A 20,729-nucleotide genomic window follows, 5' to 3' on the forward strand; every position below is an offset into this window, starting at 1 on the left:
GGAAGAGCCGCCCGGAAGGCAGCCGGCCTAGCCCTGGGCGCTGCCCTCCGGTAGTCGGGCGATGACCTTGATCTCGAAGCGAAAGCCGGCCAGCCAGGTGACGCCGACCGCGGTCACCGTGGGGTAGGGCGCCGTGCCCCAGTGCTCCAGCAGCACCGGCCAGACTCGTTCGAAGCTGGCTTCGGCATCGACCATGAACAGGGTGACGTCCACTACGTCGGCGAAGGACGCACCAGCGGCGGCAAGAATGGCGTCGAGGTTGGCGAAGGCCAGGCGGACCTGATCCTCCAGCTCCGGCTCGGGCGAGCCATCGGCACGGCTGCCGACCTGGCCCGAGACGAAGAGAAAGCTGTTGGAACGGATGGCCGGCGAATAGCGGTGCTGTTCGTAGAGGGCGTGGCGCTGGGCGGGAAAGACGACGTCACGGGTCATGGTGGTGCTCCGGTAGGGATCGATGAGGCCACCTTAGGCGCCGGCCCGCCAAGGGATAAACCAGGCCTGGCGGTCAGCATTGTTTGTACAATCCAAACAATCCTCTTTCCAGGAATCGGCATGGACCTGTTCGCTGCGATGCAGACCTTCGTGCGGGTGGTGGAAGCTGGCAGCTTCACCCGCGCGGCCGAGACCCTGGGCAGCAGCCGGACCCGCGTCACCCAGCAGGTGCAGCAACTGGAAGCACGCTTGCAGGTGCGCCTGCTCAATCGCACCACTCGGCAGGTGCAGGTCACCGCCGATGGCGCTGCCTATTACCAACGCTGTCTGGGCGTGCTGGCCGCGGTGGACGACGCCGAGACAGGCCTGTCGGTCGCCACCCGCACGCCCCGGGGTCGCTTGCGGGTGGATGTGCCCAGCCCTCTGGCGCGCCTGATCCTGATCCCGGCGCTGCCGGAATTCTTCGAGCGTTATCCGGACATCCAGCTGGACCTGGGCGTCAGCGATCGCCAGGTGGATCTGATCGGCGACAACGTCGATTGCGTGATCCGTGGCGGGCGCATCCGCGAGCAGTATCTGGTGGCTCGCCCGCTGGGCGCGCTACGGCTGGGTTGCTATGCCGCGCCGGCCTACCTCGCGACGCATGGTGTACCGGATCATCCCGCGGTGCTGGCCGAGGCGCCGCATCGGGTGGTGCGATTTCTCTGGGGGGCGGGCACGGGCTTTCCCTATGCCCTGCAACGCGGCGCCGAGCGTCTGGAGTTGCAGGGGCGCCACAGTCTGGAGGTGGACGACGGCAATGCCTGCCTGGCAGCGGGGCAGGCGGGGCTGGGGGTGGTCTGTCTGCCGCACTACCTGGCAGCGCAAGCGGTGTCCCGCGGCGAGCTGAGGACCCTGTTCGAAGACTGGCAGGTAGCACCCCTGCCGCTTTATCTGGCCTTTGCCCCCAATCGCCATGTCAGCGCCAAGATGCGGGTGTTCATCGACTGGGTCAGTACCGTGGTGGCGCAGCGGGCACGGTTGGAAACCCCTGCTGATGGCTGACCGCCATGCTATGCTCGCAGCCCTCTTTTTCCGTTGAAATTCGCGTCCGCCATGAGCTCATCCCCGAACAAGCCGGCCATCTACAAGGTCATCTTCGTCAACCAGGGTCAGGTCTTCGAGATCTATGCCAAGCAGATCTTCCAGAGCGATCTCTGGGGCTTCCTGGAAATCGAGGAACTGGTGTTCGGCGAGCGCACCCAGGTGGTGGTGGATCCGAGCGAGGAAAAGCTCAAGGCGCAGTTCGAAGGCGTGGTGCGCAGCTTCGTGCCGATGCATTCGATCATCCGCATCGACGAGGTGGAGCGTCTGGGTCAGCCCAAGATCAGCGAAGCCAAGGGTGGCACCAACGTCATGCCATTCCCTATGCCGATGCCCGACAAAAGCTAGGTATGGCCAAGTAGGTTCGCGCTGGCGAGCGGTAGGGCCGGCGCCGGACCGCTAGTTCTGCGGCGGCTGGAAGGGATTGAGATTGCCCGCGGTCTGCATGTCCTGCAGATAGTCGCGGAAGATCTGCCCCAGTACCTGGGTGGCCATCTCCAGCTCGTCACGACGCATCTGGGCGCTGACCAGGTCGGCGGTATCCATGGCTTCGTCGTTGCCATTGATGGCGGCCATCTTCAGGACGATATAGGCCTGGATATTGTTGGGCGGAACGCCCTCGCCGCGAAAGAACATGTTGCCGAGTCGATTCTGCGCATCGGCGTTGCCCTTGAGCGACGCCTGCTCGAACCACAGCCGCGCCTGGTTGAGATCCTTGGGCGTCTGCTTGCCTTCGTAATAGAAGTCGCCGAGTTCGTACTGCGCCTGGGCGTCGCCGTCATGGGCGATTTGCTGGCAGCGGGCGATCGCCTGTGCCAGGGCTTCGTTGGCCAGATTCAGGTTGCAACGGCTGGTGCTGGGGACGAGCAGCGAATTACCACCGGCCAGGGCGACCAGGGGCATCAGAATTAGGGCTGCGCACAGGGTACGGCCAGCGCGGTGCATGAAGCGCCTCCACGAGCGAGGCAGGTTCAAAGAACCCGGTCGGCGAAACGCGCCGACGTCTCATTATGGGTCAAGCCGACGCACGCTTTCAAAACCTTTACGCGTAATGGCGGAACTTTTTTATCTGTGACGCCGGCCTCTCAACTAGGTGTGAGGCCGGCGCGGCAGAGAGGTTCCTCAACCGAGACGGATGGTACCTAGTCGTTGAAGGTGGCGAAGGCGCGCTCGGCGGCGTCCAGGGTGATGCGCAGTTCCTCGTCGCCATGGGCGATGGAGGTGAAACCGGCTTCGAAGGCACTGGGCGCTAGGTAGACGCCGCCGTCCAACATCAGGTGGAAGAAGCGCTTGAATCTCTCGCTGTCGCTGGCCATGACGTCGCTGAAGGTGACGATGTCTTCGGCGCCGCTGAAGTAGAGACCGAACATGCCGCCCGCCTGGGTGGTGACGAAGGGCACACCGGCGGCATCGGCGCGGTCCTGCAGGCCTTGCAGCATCCGCGTGGTGTAGTCGGTCAGCTCGGCGTGGAAACCGGGCCGGCGGATCAGTTGCAGGGTGGTGAGCCCCGCGGCCATGGCCAGCGGATTGCCCGACAGGGTGCCGGCCTGGTAGACCGGACCGAGCGGGGCGATCTTTTCCATGATCTCGCGCTTGCCGCCAAAGCAGCCCACCGGCATGCCGCCGCCGACGATCTTGCCAAAGGTGGTGAGGTCCGGACGGATGCCGTAATGCGCCTGCGCGCCGCCCAGGGCGACGCGGAAACCGGTCATGACCTCATCGAAGATCAGCACTACGCCGTAGCGATCGCAGAGGCTGCGCAGCCCTTCCAGGAAGCCCGGCGCCGGCGGCACGCAGTTCATGTTGCCGGCCACCGGCTCGACGATGATGCAAGCGATCTGGTCGCCGACCCGGGACAGCGTTTCTTCGACTTCCACCAGGTCGTTGTAGGCCAGGGTCAGGGTGTGCTGGGCGAAGGCCGCCGGGACGCCGGGGGAACTGGGTACGCCCAGGGTCAGGGCGCCGGAGCCGGCCTTGACCAAGAGGCTGTCGGAATGACCGTGGTAGCAACCTTCGAACTTGATGATGGTGTCGCGCGCGGTGTAGCCGCGCGCCAGGCGGATGGCGCTCATGGTGGCCTCGGTACCGGAGCTGACCATGCGTACCATTTCCATGGAGGGGACGATCTCGCAGATGAGATCGGCCATGGTGGTTTCCAGGGCGGTCGGGGCGCCGTAGGAGAGGCCGTGTTCCAGTTGCCGACGCACGGCGTCGAGCACGTCCGGATGGCTATGACCAAGGATCATCGGACCCCAGGAGCCGACGTAGTCGACATAGCGCTTGTCATCCTCGTCGACGATGTAGGCGCCCTGGGCATGCTTGAAGAACAGCGGCGTGCCGCCGACGCTCTTGAAGGCGCGGACGGGCGAGTTGACGCCGCCGGGAATGTGGCGCTGGGCTTGGTCGAAGAGTTGTGCGGAACGGGACATGAAGGTCTCCTCAAAGGGGATCAGGCCGCGAACAACCGGGAGAAGGCGCGCGCACGGCGCTCCACTTCGCCCGCGCTGGCGGCGGAAAACAGGGTATGGACGACGGCGAGCAGGTCGACGCCGTGGGTGAGCAGGCGCGGGGCGTTGTCCAGGGTGACGCCGCCGATGGCGCAGAGCGGCAGGCTGAAACGGCTGCGTGCCTGGTCGAGCACGTCGAGAGGGGCCGGTGGGGCATCCGGCTTGGTGCTGGAGGCGAAGAAGCGCCCGAAGGCCAGGTAACTGGCCCCCGCTGCGGCCGCGACTTCGGCCAGTTCCAGGCTGGCGTGGCAGGTGCCGCCGAGTATGGCGTCAGCGCCCAGGTCGGCACGGGCTGCGGCGAGGGAGCCGTCTTCCTGGCCCAGGTGCAGGCCAACGCCCAGCTGGCGGGCCAAGGGCAGGTCGTCATTGATGATCAGCTGGGCGTCATGCTGCCGGCAGAGTTCGGCGAGGGCTGCGGCTTCGTCCTGGCGACGGCTGGCGTCTTGCGACTTGTCGCGGTACTGCACCAGGCGGGCACCGCCCTGCAAGGCGGCCTCGACATAGGGCAACAGGCGACCCTCGGCGAGGAGGGCGTTGTCGGTGATGGCGTAGAGGCCGCGCAGGGTGCTCATGAGCAGAAGTCCAGTGGCAGGCGACGTGGCACGTACTGGCCGCGGCCAGGGCGCTCGGCGTCCCTCAGGGTACGCCAGGTGTAGTCCAAGGCACTGCGCACGGCGCTGGGCAGGGCTTCACCCAGGGCCAGGCGCCCGGCCAGGGTGCTGGCCAGGGTGCAGCCGGAGCCATGGTAGCTACCGGGCAGGCGCTGGCAAACGTGGGTCTCGCAGTTACCGGCGCGGTCATAGAGACGGTTGTGCACCTCGTGTTCTTCGCCATGACCGCCGGTGATCAGCAGATGGGCGCATAAAGGCAGCAGGCGCTCGGCGCATTGCTCCGGGGTGCCCTCGGGCAACTCGGCGAGGATGCGTGCCTCCGGCAGGTTGGGGGTGGCGATGGTGGCACGGGGCAGCAGGCGCTCGCGGATGGCGTAGCCGACTTCGTCCTTGCCCAGGGCGCCGCCACCACCGGCGCGCAGCACCGGATCGCAGACCAGGGGCACGCCAGGCAGGGAATCCATGATCTCCAGCACCGTCTCGACCATTTCCACCGAACCGAGCATGCCCAGCTTGACCGCCGCCACCGGCAGGTCGGCGATGATCGCTCGGGCCTGGGCCAGTACCCACTCGCGATCCAGCACCCGGAAGTCCAGCACGTCGACGGTGTCCTGCACGGTCAGCGCGGTGACCGCCGGAGCGGCGTGGCAGCCCTGGGCGATCAAGGCTTCGATGTCGGCCTGCAGCCCGGCGCCACCACTCGGATCGTGGCCGGACAGGCAGAGGACGACGGGACGTTGGGGTTCGAGGGTCATGGACGTCAGCCTAGCAAAGGGAAAGGGGGGCGCAGCGGCCGGGTGCCGCAGGGAGTGGCACCCTACAACGACCTCGCGCCCCGCGCCACCCGTTGACATGAGACCCGGATCGGGACGAAGGAACTCCGCTGCCCCTTGGGTAGCCGATATACTGCACCTTTGCTCGGGACAGGCGGTTTTATGGCGTTGTGGCGGTTGTTGCGTGATTTCTTCCTGCGCCAACGGCGTGCCTACGGGACCGCCATCTTCTGTCTGCTGGGCGTTGGCCTGCTCAACCTGACCCTGCCCTGGTGGATCGGCAAGGCCATCGACGCCCTGCGCGCGGGCGAGCTCGACCAGAGCGGGCTGCTCTGGCGCGTCGCCCTGATCGTGGCGGTCGGCTGCGGCCTCTATGTACTGAGGTACCAGTGGCGGGTGCGGCTGTTCGGCACCTCCTACCAGGTCGGGGTGGAGCTGCGCGACACCTTCTTTGCCAAGCTGGCGCGGCTGGACCCTGGTTTCTTCCAGTCCAGTCGCACCGGCGATCTGTTGGCTCGCGCCACCCAGGACATCGACGCCGTGGAGACCGCCGCTGGCGAAGGGGTGCTGGCCAGCTTCGACGGCATGATGACCCTGCTGCTGGTGCTGCTGGCCATGTTCATCGGCATCGATGCGCCCCTGGCCGCCCTGGCGCTACTACCCTTTCCCTTCATGGCCTGGGGCTTCTATCGCGTGGCGCAGCGGGTGCAGCAGCGCTTCGGCCTGGCGCTGGCGGGCTTTTCCGCCCTCAACGACCGTACCCAGGAGGCCCTGAGCGGCCTGCGCATGCTGCGCCAGCATGCCCTGATCGAAGCCGAGCTGGACGATTTCGACGCCCGCGCCCGCAGCGTCGCCAAGGCCGACTACCAGGTACAGCGCACCGAGGCGCGCTACGAGCCGATCATCTTCGTCGCCCTGAGCCTCGCCACCCTGCTGACCCTGGTCATGGGCAGCTGGCGCTATCTCGACGGCCATATCACCCTGGGCCAGCTGACCAGTTTCAGCCTCTATCTGGTGCAGTTGATCTGGCCGATGTTCGCCATCGGCTGGTGCCTCAATCTGTTGCAGCGCGGCGAAGCCGGGGCGCGGCGCCTGGAAGAGGTGTTCGTGGTCACCGAGCGCATCCGCGACGAGGGCACCCAGACGCCGCCGGACCAGGCGGATCTGTCGGTCTACATTCCGGCCTTCACCTATCCCCAGGCGCGCCAGCCGGCGCTACGGGACGTGGTCATCGACCTGCCCGCGGGCGATACCCTGGGTATCGTCGGCGCCACCGGCAGCGGCAAGAGCACCTTGCTCCGCCTGCTGCTGCGCCAGTTTCCGCTGGAGCAGGGCTGTATCCGCCTGGGCGGGGTGCCGCTGGAAGACTATCGGCTGGCCGACCTGCGTGCCCAGTTCGCCTATGTACCCCAGGATCCCTTCCTGTTCGCCCGCACCCTGGGCGAGAACGTCGCCCTCAGCCGCCCGGATGCCACGGCTGGGGAAATCCGCGAAGCCCTGGACGCCGCCGCCTTCGGCACCGACCTGGCGGCGCTGCCGCAAGGGCTGGATACTCCGGTGGGTGAGCGGGGCCTGACCCTCTCGGGTGGCCAGCGCCAGCGCGTGGCCCTGGCCCGGGCGCTGCTCTCGCCAGCGCCCATCCTGCTGCTGGACGACACCCTCTCGGCGGTGGATACCGCCACCGAGGCCCGGCTGCTGCGTACCCTGGCGGGGCTGCAAGGCCGGACCACCCTGATCGTCAGCCACCGCCTCTCGGCCGTGCAGCATGCCGACGAGATCATCGTCCTCGACCAGGGCAGCCTGGTGGAGCGGGGCCGCCATGGCGAGCTGCTCGCCGCCGGCGGACTCTATGCCCGACTCTGGAATCTGCAGCAGGCGGAGGAGGCCAGCCAATGACCAGGACCCGCGTGCTTTCCCTGCTGCTCAAGCCGGTACTCGCCAATCCGCGCAAACTGTCCGGCACCCTGGCAATCCTGGTCGTGGCGACGCTGTTCGACGTGCTGGGTCCCTGGCTGACCAAGCACTACCTCGACAACTACCTGGTGCCCCACGACCTGCGCCTCTGGCCGCTGGTGGGCCTGGTCGCCGCCTATGTGGTTTCCCAGGGGCTGGCCGCCTATGGCCGTTACCTGCAATCGCTACGCTTCGCCGAGATCGCCATGGACGTGGTGCTCTTGCAGCGCCGGCGACTGTTCCGCCATGTGCTGAGCCTGCCGCAGAGCTTTCATGATCGCACCGCCACCGGCGAGCTGGTGGCGCGAGTCACCAATGACACCGATGCCTTGCGCGAACTCTATGTGGCCTTTCTCGGCAACATGGTCGGCAACATCGTGCTGCTGATCGGCATCCTGGTGGCCATGGCGCTCTTGGACGTTCGCCTGATGGCCATCGCCGTGCTGCTGATTCCGGCCGCGGTGCTGATCGTCTGGGCGTACCAGCGATACAGCGGCGCGGCGGCCATGGAGGTGCGGATGCTACGTGCCGAGCAGAGCGCCCGGCTGGGCGAGGCCATCGGCGGCATGGGTCTCTTGCAGGCCTTCAACCAGACCGAACGCTTCCGCCAGGATTTCCAGCGGCTCAATCAGGCGCAGTACGGCGCCCGCATGCGCACCATCCGCGTCTCCGGCCTGCTGCTGCGCTCGGCGCTGGACCTGGTCAGCGTGGCGGTCCTGGCGGTGCTGCTGCTGGTCTACGGCCTAGGTCACCTGCAGGGTGGTGCCGAAATCGGCGTGCTCTATGCCTTCGTCACCTACCTGGGCCGGGTGACCGAGCCGTTGATGGACATTACCCAGAGATTCAACCTGTTCCAGCAGGCCTCGGTGGCTGGCACTCGCCTACTGCACCTGCTGGAGGAAAAACCGGCGTTGAGCGGCGAGGACGACCGGCCCATCGAGACCGCGCACTTCCATCTCGACGCCGTGCGTTTTCGCCATGCCGGCGCGGGGCACGACACCCTGCACGGCATCGACCTGGACATCCCCCCGGGGACCTTTCTCGGTATCGTCGGCCCCACCGGCAGCGGCAAGTCGACCCTGCTCGACCTCTTCGCCGGACTGCAGCCGGTCACCGGCGGCAGCCTCTGCCTGGACGGGCGCGAGCTGGGCAGCCTCACCCCGGAAGTGCTGGGCGCCGCCCTGGCCAGCGTGCCCCAGGAGCCCTTCATCCGTTCCACCAGTCTCAGGGACAATCTGCTGCTGGGCAGCCAGGTATCGGATGAGCGCCTGCGCGAGGCCCTGGCCGCGGCCCATATGGACGACCTGGTGGCGCGCCTGCCGGAAGGCCTGGATACCCTGCTGGGCGAGCGTGGCTTCACCCTTTCCACCGGCGAGCGGCAGCTGCTGGCGCTGGCCCGGGCACTCCTGCGCGAGCCCAAGGTACTGCTGCTGGACGAGGCCACCGCCAGCATCGACAGCGCCACCGAGGCGCGGCTGCAACAGGCACTGGACGAATTGCGCGGCCAGGTCACCCTGATCGTGGTGGCGCACCGGCTGTCCACCATCCGCCATGCCGATCGCATCCTGGTGCTGCGCGACGGCCGCAAGGTGGAGGAGGGCAGTCACGAGGCGCTGCTGCAACGGCCCGAAGGGCATTATCGTCGCCTGTGGGAGCAGCATGCCCAGGGTGAAAAACCGCTATGACCGGTCGCAGCCGTTGTCACCCAGGGGTGTTAGGGTGTCAGCTATAGCCAGTGTCCCAACAAGGAAACCCGCATGACCTCCGTACCCGAGGATTTCACCTCTGTTGCCACGGCCAGCGAGGCGGTCGACCGTCTCGCGGCGCTACACCTGGAGGCTACCCAGGCCCTGGATGCCGCGCTCAAGCGCTATCTCAAGGATCGCGTCGAGCCCAGCGCCGCCGAGCGCGAGCTGTTCCGCTATCCCGAGATCCGCATCCGCTACCGCGCGCCCGGCGTGCCGCCGGCCACCACCCGCGCCTACGCCAAGATCCAGCTGCCCGGCACCTATGTGGCCACCGTGACCCATCCGGCGGCCTTCCGCGGCTATCTGCTGGAGCAGCTCGAACCCCTGATGCGCGACTACGACCTCCAGGTCGAGATCGGTCGCAGTCGCCAGGACATCCCCTATCCCTATGTGGTGGAGCAGGGCGACGAACTGGCCGGCAGTGGCGTGACCGCCGCCGAGCTGGCACGGGTCTTCCCCAGCACCGATCTCTCCGCGGCCCACGATGACATCGCCGACGGCCACTATGACTGGGAGCGCATCGATCCGCTGCCGCTGGCGCTGTTCGACGCCGCCCGCACCGATTTCTCGCTGCGCCGCATCGTCCACTACACCGGCAGCGACTGGCGTCACGTGCAGCCCTGGATCCTGCTCACCAACTACCATCGCTACGTCGACCAGTTCATCCAGCACGGCCTGGAGCAACTGCGTAACGATCCGCGCTTCGAGCGCCTGGTCCTGCCCGGCAATGTCGTCATCGAGCGCGACATGGATCCCAGCGAGGCCCAGGCGGTCATCGCCGCCATCGCCTGGCACCGCTTCCAGATGCCGGCCTACCACCTGATCGCGAGCGACGGCCATGGCGTCACCCTGGTCAACATCGGCGTCGGCCCATCCAATGCCAAGAACATCACCGACCACCTGGCGGTGCTGCGCCCACACTGCTGGCTGATGATCGGCCACTGCGGCGGCCTGCGGCAGTCGCAGACCATCGGCGACTACGTGCTGGCCCACGCCTACATGAGGCGCGACGGCATCCTCGACCGTGTGGTGCCGCCGCACATTCCCATCCCGGCCCTGGCCGAGGTGCAGGTAGCGCTGCAGGAGGCCGCCGCCAGCGTCACCGGCGAACGCGGCGAGGCGCTCAAGCGCCGCCTGCGTACCGGTACGGTATTGACCTACGACGACCGCAACTGGGAGCTGCGCTGGGCGCAGGAGCGCCCGCTGATCAACCTGGCGCGCGCCGTGGCGGTGGACATGGAAAGCGGCACCATCGCCGCCCAAGGCTATCGCCTGCGGGTGCCCTACGGCACCCTGCTATGCGTGTCCGACAAGCCCCTGCACAGCGAGATCAAGCTGCCGGGCTCGGCCAACGCCTTTTATGCCCGCGCCGTCAGCCAACACCTGGCCATCGGCATCGCCGCCTTGGACCAGCTGCGCACCCAGCTCGACTCCCTGCACTCGCGCAAGCTGCGCAGCTTCGACGAGCCGCCGTTCCGGTAAGGCGTGGGGCGTGCTGGGCTTCGCTGCGCTCAACCCAACCTACGGACGGCGATGAGCCTAGATCGATTGGTTTCACAGTCGCTCGGATGGCTCCCTCTCCCGCTGGGAGAGGGCTGGGGTGAGGCGCCCTTGCAGCGAATGCCTCCCTGGAAAAGGCTGCGCCGTTTTCCACGCTACGGTGATTAGGGACTGATCGCGGCCATGGCCGCGATAGTACAGAGCCATCGTCAAGGCCCGACGATGGCGTTATCGGGCATCTTGATTCCCCACTCGGAAACCCCCTGTCATCGCCCCTCCGGAACATCTCGCTGTCCGGTCCGGTCGGTTGCAGGAGTGGGGGTGAGTTCGCACACGTCACCGTTCGGTAAAGATCACGGATTTAACATTGATCTCTGGGACGTCTGGCCCTAAAGTTCGCGCCCGAACGTCCATGCTGGAAACGATCCATCCGGCTCAAGTACCGACGACGAGACAGCGAGGTCAACGCCAGTACGCGTTGACCTTTTTGCTTTCGGCGATGTGCCTTGGGAAGTAGGCGAACCAAAGTGGGGAAACGGATTAGGCGTTCAGAACACCCCCTCCTTCAATTTGTTCTGCCCATCGGGAGCCCGACGCATGTCCATCAAGGTCGAAGATTACTATTCTCGCGAAACCTTCCAGAAGATGAAGGCCTTCGCCGACCAGCATGAAACCCCCTTCGTCGTCATCGACACCGCCACCATCGCGCGGGCCTATGACGATCTCGTTGGCAACTTCCCGTTCGCCAAGATCTACTACGCGGTCAAGGCCAACCCGGCCATCGAGATCACCGAGCTGTTGCGTGACAAGGGCTCCAACTTCGACATCGCCTCCATCTACGAGCTGGACAAGGTGCTGTCCACCGGTGTCGGTCCGGAGCGCATCAGCTACGGCAACACCATCAAGAAATCCAAGGACATTCGCTACTTCTACGAGAAGGGCGTGCGGATGTTCGCCACTGACTCCGAGGCCGACCTGCGCAACATCGCCAAGGCTGCTCCGGGCTCGCGCATCTATGTGCGGATCCTCACCGAAGGCTCCAACTCGGCCGACTGGCCGCTGTCGCGCAAGTTCGGCTGCCAGCCCGACATGGCCCTGGACCTGCTGATCTTGGCCCGCCAGCTGGGCCTGGAGCCCTATGGCATCTCCTTCCATGTCGGCAGCCAGCAGCGCGACATCGACGTCTGGGACGCCGCCATCGCCAAGGTCAAGGTGATCTTCGAGCGCCTCAAGGAAGAGGACGGCATCACCCTGAAGATGATCAACATGGGGGGTGGCTTCCCGGCCAACTACATCCATCGCACCAACAGCCTGGAGACCTATGCCGAGGAAATCATCCGCTTCCTCAAGGAAGATTTCGGCGACGAGCTGCCGGAAATCATCCTGGAGCCGGGCCGTTCGCTGATTTCCAATGCAGGTATCCTGGTCAGCGAAGTAGTGCTGGTGGCGCGCAAGTCGCGTACCGCCGTCGAGCGCTGGGTCTATACCGACGTCGGCAAGTTCTCCGGCCTGATCGAAACCATGGACGAGTCCATCAAGTTCCCGATCTGGACCGAGAAGAAGGGCGAGATGGAAGAGGTGGTGATCGCCGGCCCGACCTGCGACAGCGCCGACATCATGTACGAGCACTACAAGTACGGCCTGCCGTTGAACCTGGCCAGTGGCGACCGCCTGTACTGGTTGTCCACCGGTGCCTACACCACCAGCTATAGCGCGGTGGAATTCAACGGTTTCCCGCCACTGAAGGCCTTCTACCTCTAACGCCTTCCTGCGTTGATCGAGCCCGCGTCCCGCAAAGGACGCGGGCTTTTTCATGCCTGTCGATAAGAGATTCGTCAGGCTTTTTGTAAGTTGTTAAGAATAGTTTACATTCGCTATGGATTTGATAATCGTTTGCAAATAGAATCGCGCCGCATTCAAGAAAGGAGGCGGCTCGCCATCATGTCCAAGGAAATGTCCTCGCTGTCCCAGCGTCGTTTGCTGGTTTCTACGTTCAGTGTCGCTGTTGCCTCGCTGTCTCTGGGAGCCCAGGCCGAAGAGGCCAGAGAGCCGGTGACCCGGTTGGAAAGTCTGACTATCGAAGGTCAGGCGCAGCAGGAAGGCTTCAAGGCCGAGCAATCCGCCTCGCGCAAGTACACCGCTCCCTTGCTGGATACCCCGCAGACCGTCACCGTGGTGCCGGCGCAGGTGATCCAGGATCAGCAGGCGCTGAGTCTGAGATCGGTGCTGTCCAACGTCTCCGGTATCACCTTCAACGCCGGTGAGGGCGGTGGCGGCTCCGGCGACAGCATCAACATCCGTGGCTTCAGCGCCAACTCGAATATCCAGATCGATGGCCTGCGCGACAGCACTCAGACCAACCGTACCGACACCTTCAACCTGGAATCGGTCGAGGTCATCAAGGGCCCCAACTCGGTGTTCGGCGGCGCCGGCACCACGGGTGGCTCCATCAACCTGATCAGCAAGAAGCCCCAGGAGCGCCAGTTCACCCGCATCGGCGCAGGCCTGGGCACCGACAGCTATCGCCGCCTGACCCTGGACACCAACCAGCCGCTGCAAGGCGTAGGTAACGACAGTGCCTTCCGCCTGAACCTGATGGCCCACGAGAACGACGTGCCCGGCCGCGACCAGATCGACCGCGAGCGCTGGGGCATCGCGCCGTCGCTGGCCCTGGGCCTGTCGGACGACACCCGCCTGACCCTGAGCTACTTCCACCAGACCGACAACAACCAGCCCGACTACGGGGTGCCGGCGCTCAATGGTAAGCGTCTGGGCGGGGTGGATCGCGACGCCTACTTCGGCTTCAGGAACATCGACAAGGAAGACATCAACAACAATGTCTTCACCGTGGAGCTGGAGCACCGCTTCAACGACAACCTGAGCCTGCAGAACCTGACCCGCTACAGCCGCATCGAGCGCGACACGGTGATCTCGGCATCCCACGTCAACCTGGGCGGCGTGGCGGCGGGTCGCTATCGCCCGGCTGGTCCCCAGGGCTATGGCCGCGACGTGACTTCGGAGATGTGGATCAACCAGACCAACCTGAGCGGCGATTTCGACACCTTCGGCCTGGGCCATTCCTTCGTGCTGGGCGCCGAATTCTCCCGCGAGGACTACGACCGCGATACCTACAGCTATGGCCTGACCTTCCCGGCCGCCGGCTACTCCCTGGCTGCACCGCCGGAGCGCTATGACGGGGCGACCAACAAGCAGACCTCGGCCATTGCCAACAATGTCCTGACCGACAAGGCGCTCTATGCCTTCGACACCATCGCCCTGAGTCAGTACTGGGATCTGAACCTGGGTCTGCGTTACGACTGGTTCGACGGCGACAGCGACACCACCCCGATCGCCAACGGTGTGCGCGGCGCCAAGACTCATCTGAGTTCCGATGATGCCAAGCTGAGCGGGCGCGCGGGCCTGGTGTTCAAGCCGGCACCGAACGGTCGGGTCTATGTCGCCTATGGCACCTCCTTCAACCCCTCGGCGGAAAGCCTGACCTCTACCGGCGGCGGGCTGAGCGCGGCTAACCAGGATCTGGGGCCGGAAAAGAACAAGACCTGGGAACTGGGCACCAAGTGGGAATTCCTCGACAAGCGCCTGGAGCTGGACGGCGCCCTGTTCCGCGTCGAGAAGAGCAACGCTCGGGAAACCCTGGTGGACGGCAGCACCGCGCTGGCCGGCGAGCAGCGCGTGCAGGGCATCGAGCTGGGTGCTACCGGGCGTCTCACCCCGCAGTGGAACGTCTACGCCAATTTCACTTTCCTCGACAGCGAGACGCTCAAGGCCGCCGATACCCTGGATGGACGCAATCGCGAGGGGCAGGCGCTGGCCAACACCCCGCCGCGCTCGCTCAATCTCTGGACCACCTACGAGCTGCCGGCTGGCTGGCGGGTGGGCTATGGTGCGCGCTATGTCAGCGAGCGCAACGTCACCTCCAGCAACGACGGCGCCAAGCTCGACGCCTACTGGCTGCACAACGCCATGGTCGGCTACCGCGTCAACCGCAACGTCGACCTGCAGCTCAACGTCAACAACGTCTTCGACAAGGACTATGTGGAGCGGGTGCGCTCGCAGCTCGGCGCCACCACGCGGTCCTCGGCCATCGAATATGGCGATGCCCGTTCCGCCATCCTGACCGCGACCTACAGCTTCTAAGGTCGAACGCAAGACACCGAGGCCCTGCGCGCGCGCAGGGCTTTCGGCGTTAGAGGGGATTGCCATGATGATCAGCGTTCCGGGCGTGCTGACGCCCGACCAGGTAAGGGACTGCCGCCAGCGGCTGGAGGCCGCGGCCTGGGCCGACGGCAAGCACACCGCCGGCTTCCAGTCGGCCATGGCCAAGGACAACCTGCAATTGCCGGCGGACGCGCCGGCGGCGCGCGCGGTGGGCGAGCTGATCCAGCAGGCGCTGGCGCGGCATCCGCTGTTCGTTGCCGCCGCGCTACCGGCACGAGTCTTTCCGCCACTGTTCAATCTCTACCAGGGCGGCCAGTCCTTCGGCCTGCACGTGGACAACGCCCTGCGCCCCTTACCGGATGGCAGCGGCTATCTGCGCACCGATCTGTCGGCCACCCTGTTCCTGTGCGAGCCGGACGCGTACGACGGTGGCGAACTGGTGGTGGAGGACACCTATGGCGCCCACAGCGTCAAGCTGGCGGCCGGCGATCTGATCCTCTATCCGGCCAGCAGCCTGCATCGGGTATTGCCGGTCACCCGTGGCATGCGGCTGTGTTCCTTCTTCTGGATCCAGAGCCTGGTGCGCGATGCCGGCCAGCGCAGCCAGCTGTTCGAACTCGACCAAGGCATCCAGCGGGCCGCCGCCGAGCTGGGGCAGGGCCATGAGGCCTGCCTGCAGCTGACCGGCGTCTATCACAACCTCCTGCGACAATGGGCCCAGCCCTGATTCGCAGGGGCCTCTTCCAGCTGCACAGCCTGCTTGGGCTAGCGGCTGGCCTGGTACTAGTGGTGCTAGGGGTGACGGGTGCGCTCTACAGCTTTCAGCTGGAATTGCTGGAGCTGCTCAATCCGCCGCCAAGCGCCGCGACTGCGGACCGGCGTCCGCTGACGCTGCCGGAGGTGCGGCAGCGCCTCGTTCCTCCGGGCCGGGAGTTGAGCTTCGTCTCCAGCATGGCGGGGGAGGGCTACGGCCTGCTCGGCCTGGCACCGGCCAGTGGTCAAGGCCGTGGTGAGGTGCAGCTGTTCGATCGCTACACGGGCGAGGTGCTGAGTTCGCCTCGCGGCCAGGCGTTCTTTCGCCTGGTCCTGGACCTGCACCGCTCCCTGGCCCTGGGGCCGGTGGGCAAGGCCCTGACCGGCGCGGCCACCCTGATCCTGCTGGTGCTCTGTCTGTCCGGGCTGTACCTGCGCTGGCCGCGTCACGTACGCCGCTGGCGCACCTGGCTGACCCTGGACTGGGCGCGCCGTGGGCGCAGTTTCCATTGGGACCTGCACGCCGTGGCGGGCACCTGGTGCCTGCTGCTCTATCTGCTGGCGGCCCTGACCGGTCTCTATTGGTCCTATGACTGGTACCGCGAGGCCAGCGATCGCCTGCTCGGCGCCGCCCCGGAGCCCCAGACCACGGGGGTGGTCGCGCGCCAGGAGGTGGATCTGGACGCGCTCTGGCAGAGCTTCCGCGCAGAGACCGGCGGACGCGTGGAGGGCTACGGCCTGCTGCTGCCCAATCCGGCGCGCAAGGTCAGTCATCCGACGCTCTGGTACCTGCCCGACGATGCCGAGCACATCCGCGCGCTCAATCGCCTCGTCTTCGACGGCCAGGGGCGGGTGCTCGATCATCGTCGTTACCGCGAGCAGCCGCTGGGTGCCCGGCTGTTGCTCAGCGTCTATGCCCTGCATTCGGGGGAGTACTTCGGCCTGGCGGGACGGATCGCCCTGCTGCTCGCCAGCCTGGCCATGCCGCTGTTCATGGTGACCGGACTCTGGCTCTATCTGGATCGCCGGCGCAAACGCCGCCAGGCGCGCCAGGCGCAGAGCGGGCTCACACCGGCCGCGGCAGGGAGCGCCGACTGGCTGATCGGCTATGCCAGCCAGAGTGGCCAGGGCGAGGCGCTGGCCTGGCAAGCCGCCGGCCAGCTGCAGGCGGCGGGGCTGAGCGCCGAGGTGGTCGCGCTCGGGCGTCTCTCGGTGGAGCGGCTGCAGCAGGCCACCCGGGCGCTGTTCGTCGTCGCCACCCACGGCGACGGCGAGGCCCCGGATGCCGCGCGCGGCTTCGAGCGGCGGATGCTGACCCAGGCGGCAACGCTGCCAAGCCTGAGCTATGGGGTGCTGGCCCTGGGCGACCGGCGCTATCCGGCCTACTGCGCCTTCGCCCAACGGCTGGACGCCTGGCTGGATGGACAGGGCGCCCGGTCACTGTTCGCTCCGGTGGAGGTGGACAATGGCGACCCCCTGGCGCTTGCGGTCTGGCAGGGTCAGTTGCAGGCCTTGGGCGCCGCGCGTATCGAACCATCGCCCGAGCGTCCGTTGCAGTCCTGGCAGCTGGCGTCGGTGCAGCGGCTCAATGCCGGCAGCCCCGGCGGCCCTGCTTTCGAGCTGCAGCTGCGGCCACTGCCTGGAAGCCACTGGGCACCAGGTGACCTCCTGGAGATCGCGCCACGCCAGCGCGCCGAGCGCGTGGCAGCCTGGCTGCAGCCCCTGGGCCTGGCCGCTGACAGCAGGGTCGAGATCGGCGGTGTGACGCTCAAGCTGGCGACGGCCCTGGAAACCCGTCTGCTGCCGGAAGACCAGACTGCGCTGCGGGGCCTGGACGCCCAGGCGCTGGTCGACGCCCTGGTGCCGCTCGCCGTACGCCAGTACTCCATCGCCTCGCTGCCCGGCGAAGGCGCCCTGCGACTGCTGGTGCGCCAGGAGCGCAAGGCGGATGGTCGCCTGGGTATCGCCTCCGGCTGGTTGACCACGGCGCTACGGCCCGGTGACCAGGTGCAGGCGCGGCTACGCATCCATCCCGGCTTCCGGCCACCGCTGGACGAGCGCCCGCTGATCCTGATCGCCGCCGGGACCGGTCTTGCCGGGGTACGGTCCCTGCTGGCCGCACGCATCGCCGCCGGGCACAGACGCAACTGGCTGCTGTTCGGCGAACGCACGGCGGCGCACGATGATTTCTACGGTACTGAATTGCAGGCCTGGCAGGCCCAAGGCGGGCTGGCCCGGTTGGACCGGGTGTTCTCGCGTGAGGGCGATGGCTATGTGCAGGGGCGGCTGGAGGCGCAGCGCGACCTCTTGTTCGACTGGCTGGCGGCCGATGCCGTGATCATGGTCTGCGGCAGCCTGCAGGGCCTGGGGCGCGGTGTCCAGGCCACCCTGCAGGCGTTGCTCGGTGAGGCCGAGGTGCAACGGTTGCTGGATGAAAACCGCTACCGTCGCGACCTCTATTAACGCTAGGCGCGGGTGATGCACCAGACGCCGGCGCCAATCAGCACCACGCCGGCCAGCTTGTCGAGGGTGACCGGGTCCTGGCGAAAGCCGGCCCAGCCGAAGTGATCCAGGCTCAGCGACATGGCCAGTTGGCCGGCGATCACCAGCGCCATGAACAGGGTGGCGCCGATGCGCGGACCGGCGAAGGCGGCCATGGCGATAAAGAACATGCCCAGCAGCCCGCCACACCAGTGCCACCAGTGCAGCTCGCGCAAGGCGCCCAGGGTAGGGACGCCGCGCTGCCAGAGGGTCAGGCCCAGCAGGGCGAGCAGGCCGACCAGGAAGGAAATGGACGCCGCGGCGAAAACGCTGGACAGCTGGCGGGCCAGTTGACCGTTGATGCCGGCTTGCAACGGCAGGCAGGCGCCGGCGATGAAGGGCAGGACGAGTAGCCACCAGACGGGCATCGACAGGACTCCAGGCAGAAAGGGGCCGCGCAGTATGCCGCAGGGGATGGCGAAGCGGTCGAACCGGCGACTCGCGGTTGGGCTGCTGCTCCCTGGGAGCCCTCGCCATGGCACCACGGGTGAACAGGGCGACCTGCCTGGCCGGCCCGGGAAGGCCTGGGCCCAGCGGCTGTGGCTATCCCGTTGGACGACGCAGGGCTAGAAGCCGTCGATGGGAATCTTCAGGTAGCGTCGACCGTTGGCCTCGGCCGGCGGTAGGGTACCGGCGCGGATGTTCACCTGGATCGCCGGCAGGATCAGGGTCGGCATGGACAGGGTGGCGTCGCGGCGGGTGCGCAGGGCGACGAAGGTATCTTCATCCACGCCATCGCGAACGTGGACATTGAGGGCACGCTCTTCGCCCACGGTGGTCTCGTGACGCGCTTCGCGGCCCGCTGGCGGATAGTCGTGGCACAGGTAGAGGCGGGTGGCTTCCGGCAGGGTCAGCAGGCGGCGGATCGAGCGATAGAGGTCACGGGCACTGCCACCGGGAAAGTCGCAACGGGCCGAGCCGACATCGGGCATGAACAGGGTGTCGCCGACGAAGACGTGCTCTTCTTCCACCTGATAGGCCATGTCGGCCGGGGTGTGGCCGGGTACATGCAGGGCGCGAGCGGTCAGGGCACCGATATGGAAGACCTCGTCGGGCTGGAACAGGTGATCGAACTGGGAGCCGTCGAGGCGAAACTCCGGCTCCAGGTTGAAGACGTCCTTGAAGGCGCCCTGGACGCGGCGGATGCCTTCGCCGATGGCGATGCGGCCGCCCAGCTGCCGGCGCAGATAGGGCGCGGCGGAAAGATGGTCGGCGTGGGCGTGGGTTTCCAGCAGCCACTCCACCGTCAGCCCCTGGTCGCGCACGAAGCGAGCGACGCGATCCGCCGAGAGGGTAGCGGTCCGGCCCGAATGCGGATCGTAGTCCAGCACCGAGTCGACAATGGCGCAGCGACTGCCGGGCGCCTCGTAGATCACATAGGTGAAGGTGGACGTGGTGGCGTCGAAGAAGGGTTCGATGCGCGGAGTCATGACCGGGCCTCGTGAAGAGAAAGGACGTCCCACCTTAACACGGGGCCCTGCTGCCCCGTGGCGTGCCTCGTCGCCGCAGGGGTGATCGTTCGGGTCTGCCTAGTACCGTGCCTGCTGCATCTCCCTGAGCCGACTCAGGGTGCGGCGGAAGGGGAATTCCAGAAAGCCGCGGGTATACAGCTGCTCCAGGGGTAAGGCGGCGTCCAGGTAGAGCGGGCGGCGGCGGTCGTAGGCTTCGTCGACCAGGGCGATGAAGCGGCGCACGGCGTCGTCTTGGGGCGCCAGGCGCGGCAGCTCGCGGTCGCCGGCCAGGACGCGTTGCGCGCCGTCTTCGGTGCCGCGGGCGATCCGGCCTGCGCGGGGATCACCAGACAGGCAGGGCACGCCGCCCAGCAGCAGGGCGGGGAAGCGGGTGCAGAGATCGATGTAGTCGGTGGTCGCCCAGGCGCCCTGGCAGAGGGTGGCGAAGTCCAGCCAGATCGCCCCGGGTGCACGCTGGATAACCGGCAACAGGCGCTCGCCGAGGGCGAGGGGCTCATCGGTCGCGGCTTGGCCGGCGGTGAGCTGGGCGAAGGTCGCGGCCAGCGCGGCGGTATCGTCCACCCAATAGCGCGGTTCGGCCTGGCCTTCATGCAGGCGGTGATCCTGGCCGCCGTCCACCTCCAGCACATCCAGTTGCGCCTGCAGCGCGGCGATGGCGGGCAGCAGGCGCTCGCGATTGAAGCCGCCGGCATAGAGCTGCTCCGGCGGCTGGTTGGAGGTGACCACCAGCACCAGGCCCTGGTCCAGCAGGGCGCGCAGCAGGCCGCCCACCAAGATGGCATCGCCGATGTCGCTGACGAAGAGTTCGTCGAAGCACAGCACCCGCACCTCGGCGGCCAGTTCCCGGGCCAGCACCTGCAGGGGATCGCGGGTGCCGGCCAGCTGGAACTGGCGCTGGTGCACCCAACGCATGAAGTGGTGGAAATGCTGACGGCGGGCGGGCACCGGCAGGCTGGCGTGGAACAGGTCCAGCAGCCAGGTCTTGCCGCGCCCGACCGGACCCCAGAGATAGAGACCGCGTGCCGGACGGCCGGCCAGCAGCGCCGCGTGGCAGGCTTCCAGCTGGAGCGCAGCGGCCTCCTGGGCGGCATCGGGCAGGCGGTCCCCCTGGGCCAGGGCCTGGCGGTAGGCGGCGAGGGGAGAGAAGGCGTTCGACATGGTCGCCACTCTAGCGCCC

Annotated in this window: 17 protein-coding genes; 9 read left to right on the plus strand and 8 right to left on the minus strand. The window is 66.8% G+C overall.

Annotation, left to right across the window (positions count from 1 at the left end; translation table 11 throughout):
* Positions 1-27: 27 nt before the first annotated feature.
* Positions 28-432, minus strand: a complete 405-nt coding sequence (locus ACWPW1_RS06060) for a RidA family protein (RefSeq protein WP_454252562.1) — start codon at positions 430-432, stop codon at positions 28-30.
* A gap of 120 nt (positions 433-552) precedes the next feature.
* On the opposite strand from ACWPW1_RS06060, the gene ACWPW1_RS06065 reads away from it, so the two are divergent.
* The gene (locus tag ACWPW1_RS06065) at positions 553-1,476 is read left to right on the plus strand and encodes a LysR family transcriptional regulator (protein ID WP_454252563.1); all 924 of its coding nucleotides are present in this window, start codon (positions 553-555) and stop codon (positions 1,474-1,476) included.
* Between the two features lie 51 nt (positions 1,477-1,527).
* Positions 1,528-1,863, plus strand: coding sequence for a DUF1820 family protein (locus ACWPW1_RS06070; RefSeq protein ID WP_059313912.1), 336 nt, complete (start codon positions 1,528-1,530; stop codon positions 1,861-1,863).
* 51 nt (positions 1,864-1,914) lie between these two features.
* Here the strand turns inward: ACWPW1_RS06070 and ACWPW1_RS06075 are convergent, their stop codons facing one another.
* From ACWPW1_RS06075 to ACWPW1_RS06090, 4 genes are all read right to left on the minus strand, one after another.
* Positions 1,915-2,460, minus strand: coding sequence for a tetratricopeptide repeat protein (locus ACWPW1_RS06075; RefSeq protein WP_059313913.1), 546 nt, complete (start codon positions 2,458-2,460; stop codon positions 1,915-1,917).
* 197 nt (positions 2,461-2,657) lie between these two features.
* A complete protein-coding gene (hemL, locus tag ACWPW1_RS06080) occupies positions 2,658-3,944 on the minus strand; it encodes a glutamate-1-semialdehyde 2,1-aminomutase (protein ID WP_454252564.1) in 1,287 nt (428 codons plus the stop codon).
* Between the two features lie 20 nt (positions 3,945-3,964).
* A complete protein-coding gene (gene thiE, locus ACWPW1_RS06085; protein WP_454252565.1) occupies positions 3,965-4,594 on the minus strand; it encodes a thiamine phosphate synthase in 630 nt (209 codons plus the stop codon).
* Complete coding sequence (locus ACWPW1_RS06090) at positions 4,591-5,388, minus strand: bifunctional hydroxymethylpyrimidine kinase/phosphomethylpyrimidine kinase (RefSeq protein WP_454252566.1); 798 nt, start codon at positions 5,386-5,388, stop codon at positions 4,591-4,593. Before ACWPW1_RS06090 ends, thiE begins: the two co-directional genes overlap by 4 nt.
* 180 nt (positions 5,389-5,568) lie before the next feature.
* Here ACWPW1_RS06090 and ACWPW1_RS06095 point away from each other — a divergent pair, with 180 nt between their 5' ends.
* The 7 genes from ACWPW1_RS06095 to ACWPW1_RS06125 all read left to right on the plus strand — a co-directional run bounded on the left by ACWPW1_RS06095 (position 5,569) and on the right by ACWPW1_RS06125 (position 18,002).
* Positions 5,569-7,302 (plus strand): ABC transporter ATP-binding protein, encoded by a 1,734-nt coding sequence (locus tag ACWPW1_RS06095; protein ID WP_454252567.1) that lies wholly within the window; start codon positions 5,569-5,571, stop codon positions 7,300-7,302.
* Positions 7,299-9,044, plus strand: coding sequence for an ABC transporter ATP-binding protein (locus tag ACWPW1_RS06100; protein WP_454252568.1), 1,746 nt, complete (start codon positions 7,299-7,301; stop codon positions 9,042-9,044). Before ACWPW1_RS06095 ends, ACWPW1_RS06100 begins: the two co-directional genes overlap by 4 nt.
* Positions 9,045-9,116: 72 nt before the next feature.
* Entirely contained in the window at positions 9,117-10,589 is a 1,473-nt protein-coding gene (gene amn / locus ACWPW1_RS06105; protein WP_059313919.1) for an AMP nucleosidase, read from the plus strand.
* A 615-nt stretch (positions 10,590-11,204) separates the two neighbouring features.
* Complete coding sequence (locus ACWPW1_RS06110; protein WP_059313920.1) at positions 11,205-12,368, plus strand: type III PLP-dependent enzyme; 1,164 nt, start codon at positions 11,205-11,207, stop codon at positions 12,366-12,368.
* Positions 12,369-12,548: 180 nt separating this feature from the next.
* A complete protein-coding gene (locus tag ACWPW1_RS06115) occupies positions 12,549-14,765 on the plus strand; it encodes a TonB-dependent receptor (protein ID WP_454252569.1) in 2,217 nt (738 codons plus the stop codon).
* Between the two features lie 64 nt (positions 14,766-14,829).
* On the plus strand, positions 14,830-15,513 hold the full coding sequence (locus ACWPW1_RS06120) for a Fe2+-dependent dioxygenase (protein ID WP_323149272.1): 684 nt from the start codon (positions 14,830-14,832) through the stop codon (positions 15,511-15,513).
* Positions 15,513-18,002, plus strand: coding sequence for a PepSY domain-containing protein (locus ACWPW1_RS06125; protein WP_454253902.1), 2,490 nt, complete (start codon positions 15,513-15,515; stop codon positions 18,000-18,002). The genes ACWPW1_RS06120 and ACWPW1_RS06125 overlap by 1 nt, the downstream gene beginning before the upstream one ends.
* 2 nt (positions 18,003-18,004) lie before the next feature.
* On the opposite strand, the gene ACWPW1_RS06130 is transcribed toward ACWPW1_RS06125, so the two are convergent.
* The 3 genes from ACWPW1_RS06130 to zapE all read right to left on the minus strand — a co-directional run bounded on the left by ACWPW1_RS06130 (position 18,005) and on the right by zapE (position 20,710).
* The gene (locus tag ACWPW1_RS06130; protein WP_454253903.1) at positions 18,005-18,454 is read right to left on the minus strand and encodes a DMT family transporter; all 450 of its coding nucleotides are present in this window, start codon (positions 18,452-18,454) and stop codon (positions 18,005-18,007) included.
* A 192-nt stretch (positions 18,455-18,646) separates the two neighbouring features.
* Positions 18,647-19,510, minus strand: a complete 864-nt coding sequence (locus ACWPW1_RS06135; RefSeq protein ID WP_313648343.1) for an MBL fold metallo-hydrolase — start codon at positions 19,508-19,510, stop codon at positions 18,647-18,649.
* 99 nt (positions 19,511-19,609) lie between these two features.
* Positions 19,610-20,710: a cell division protein ZapE gene (gene zapE, locus ACWPW1_RS06140; RefSeq protein ID WP_454252570.1), complete on the minus strand. Its 1,101-nt coding sequence runs from the start codon at positions 20,708-20,710 to the stop codon at positions 19,610-19,612.
* Between the last annotated feature and the right edge of the window lie 19 nt (positions 20,711-20,729).

It is taken from the genome of Pseudomonas sp. Marseille-Q7302 (assembly GCF_965111925.1).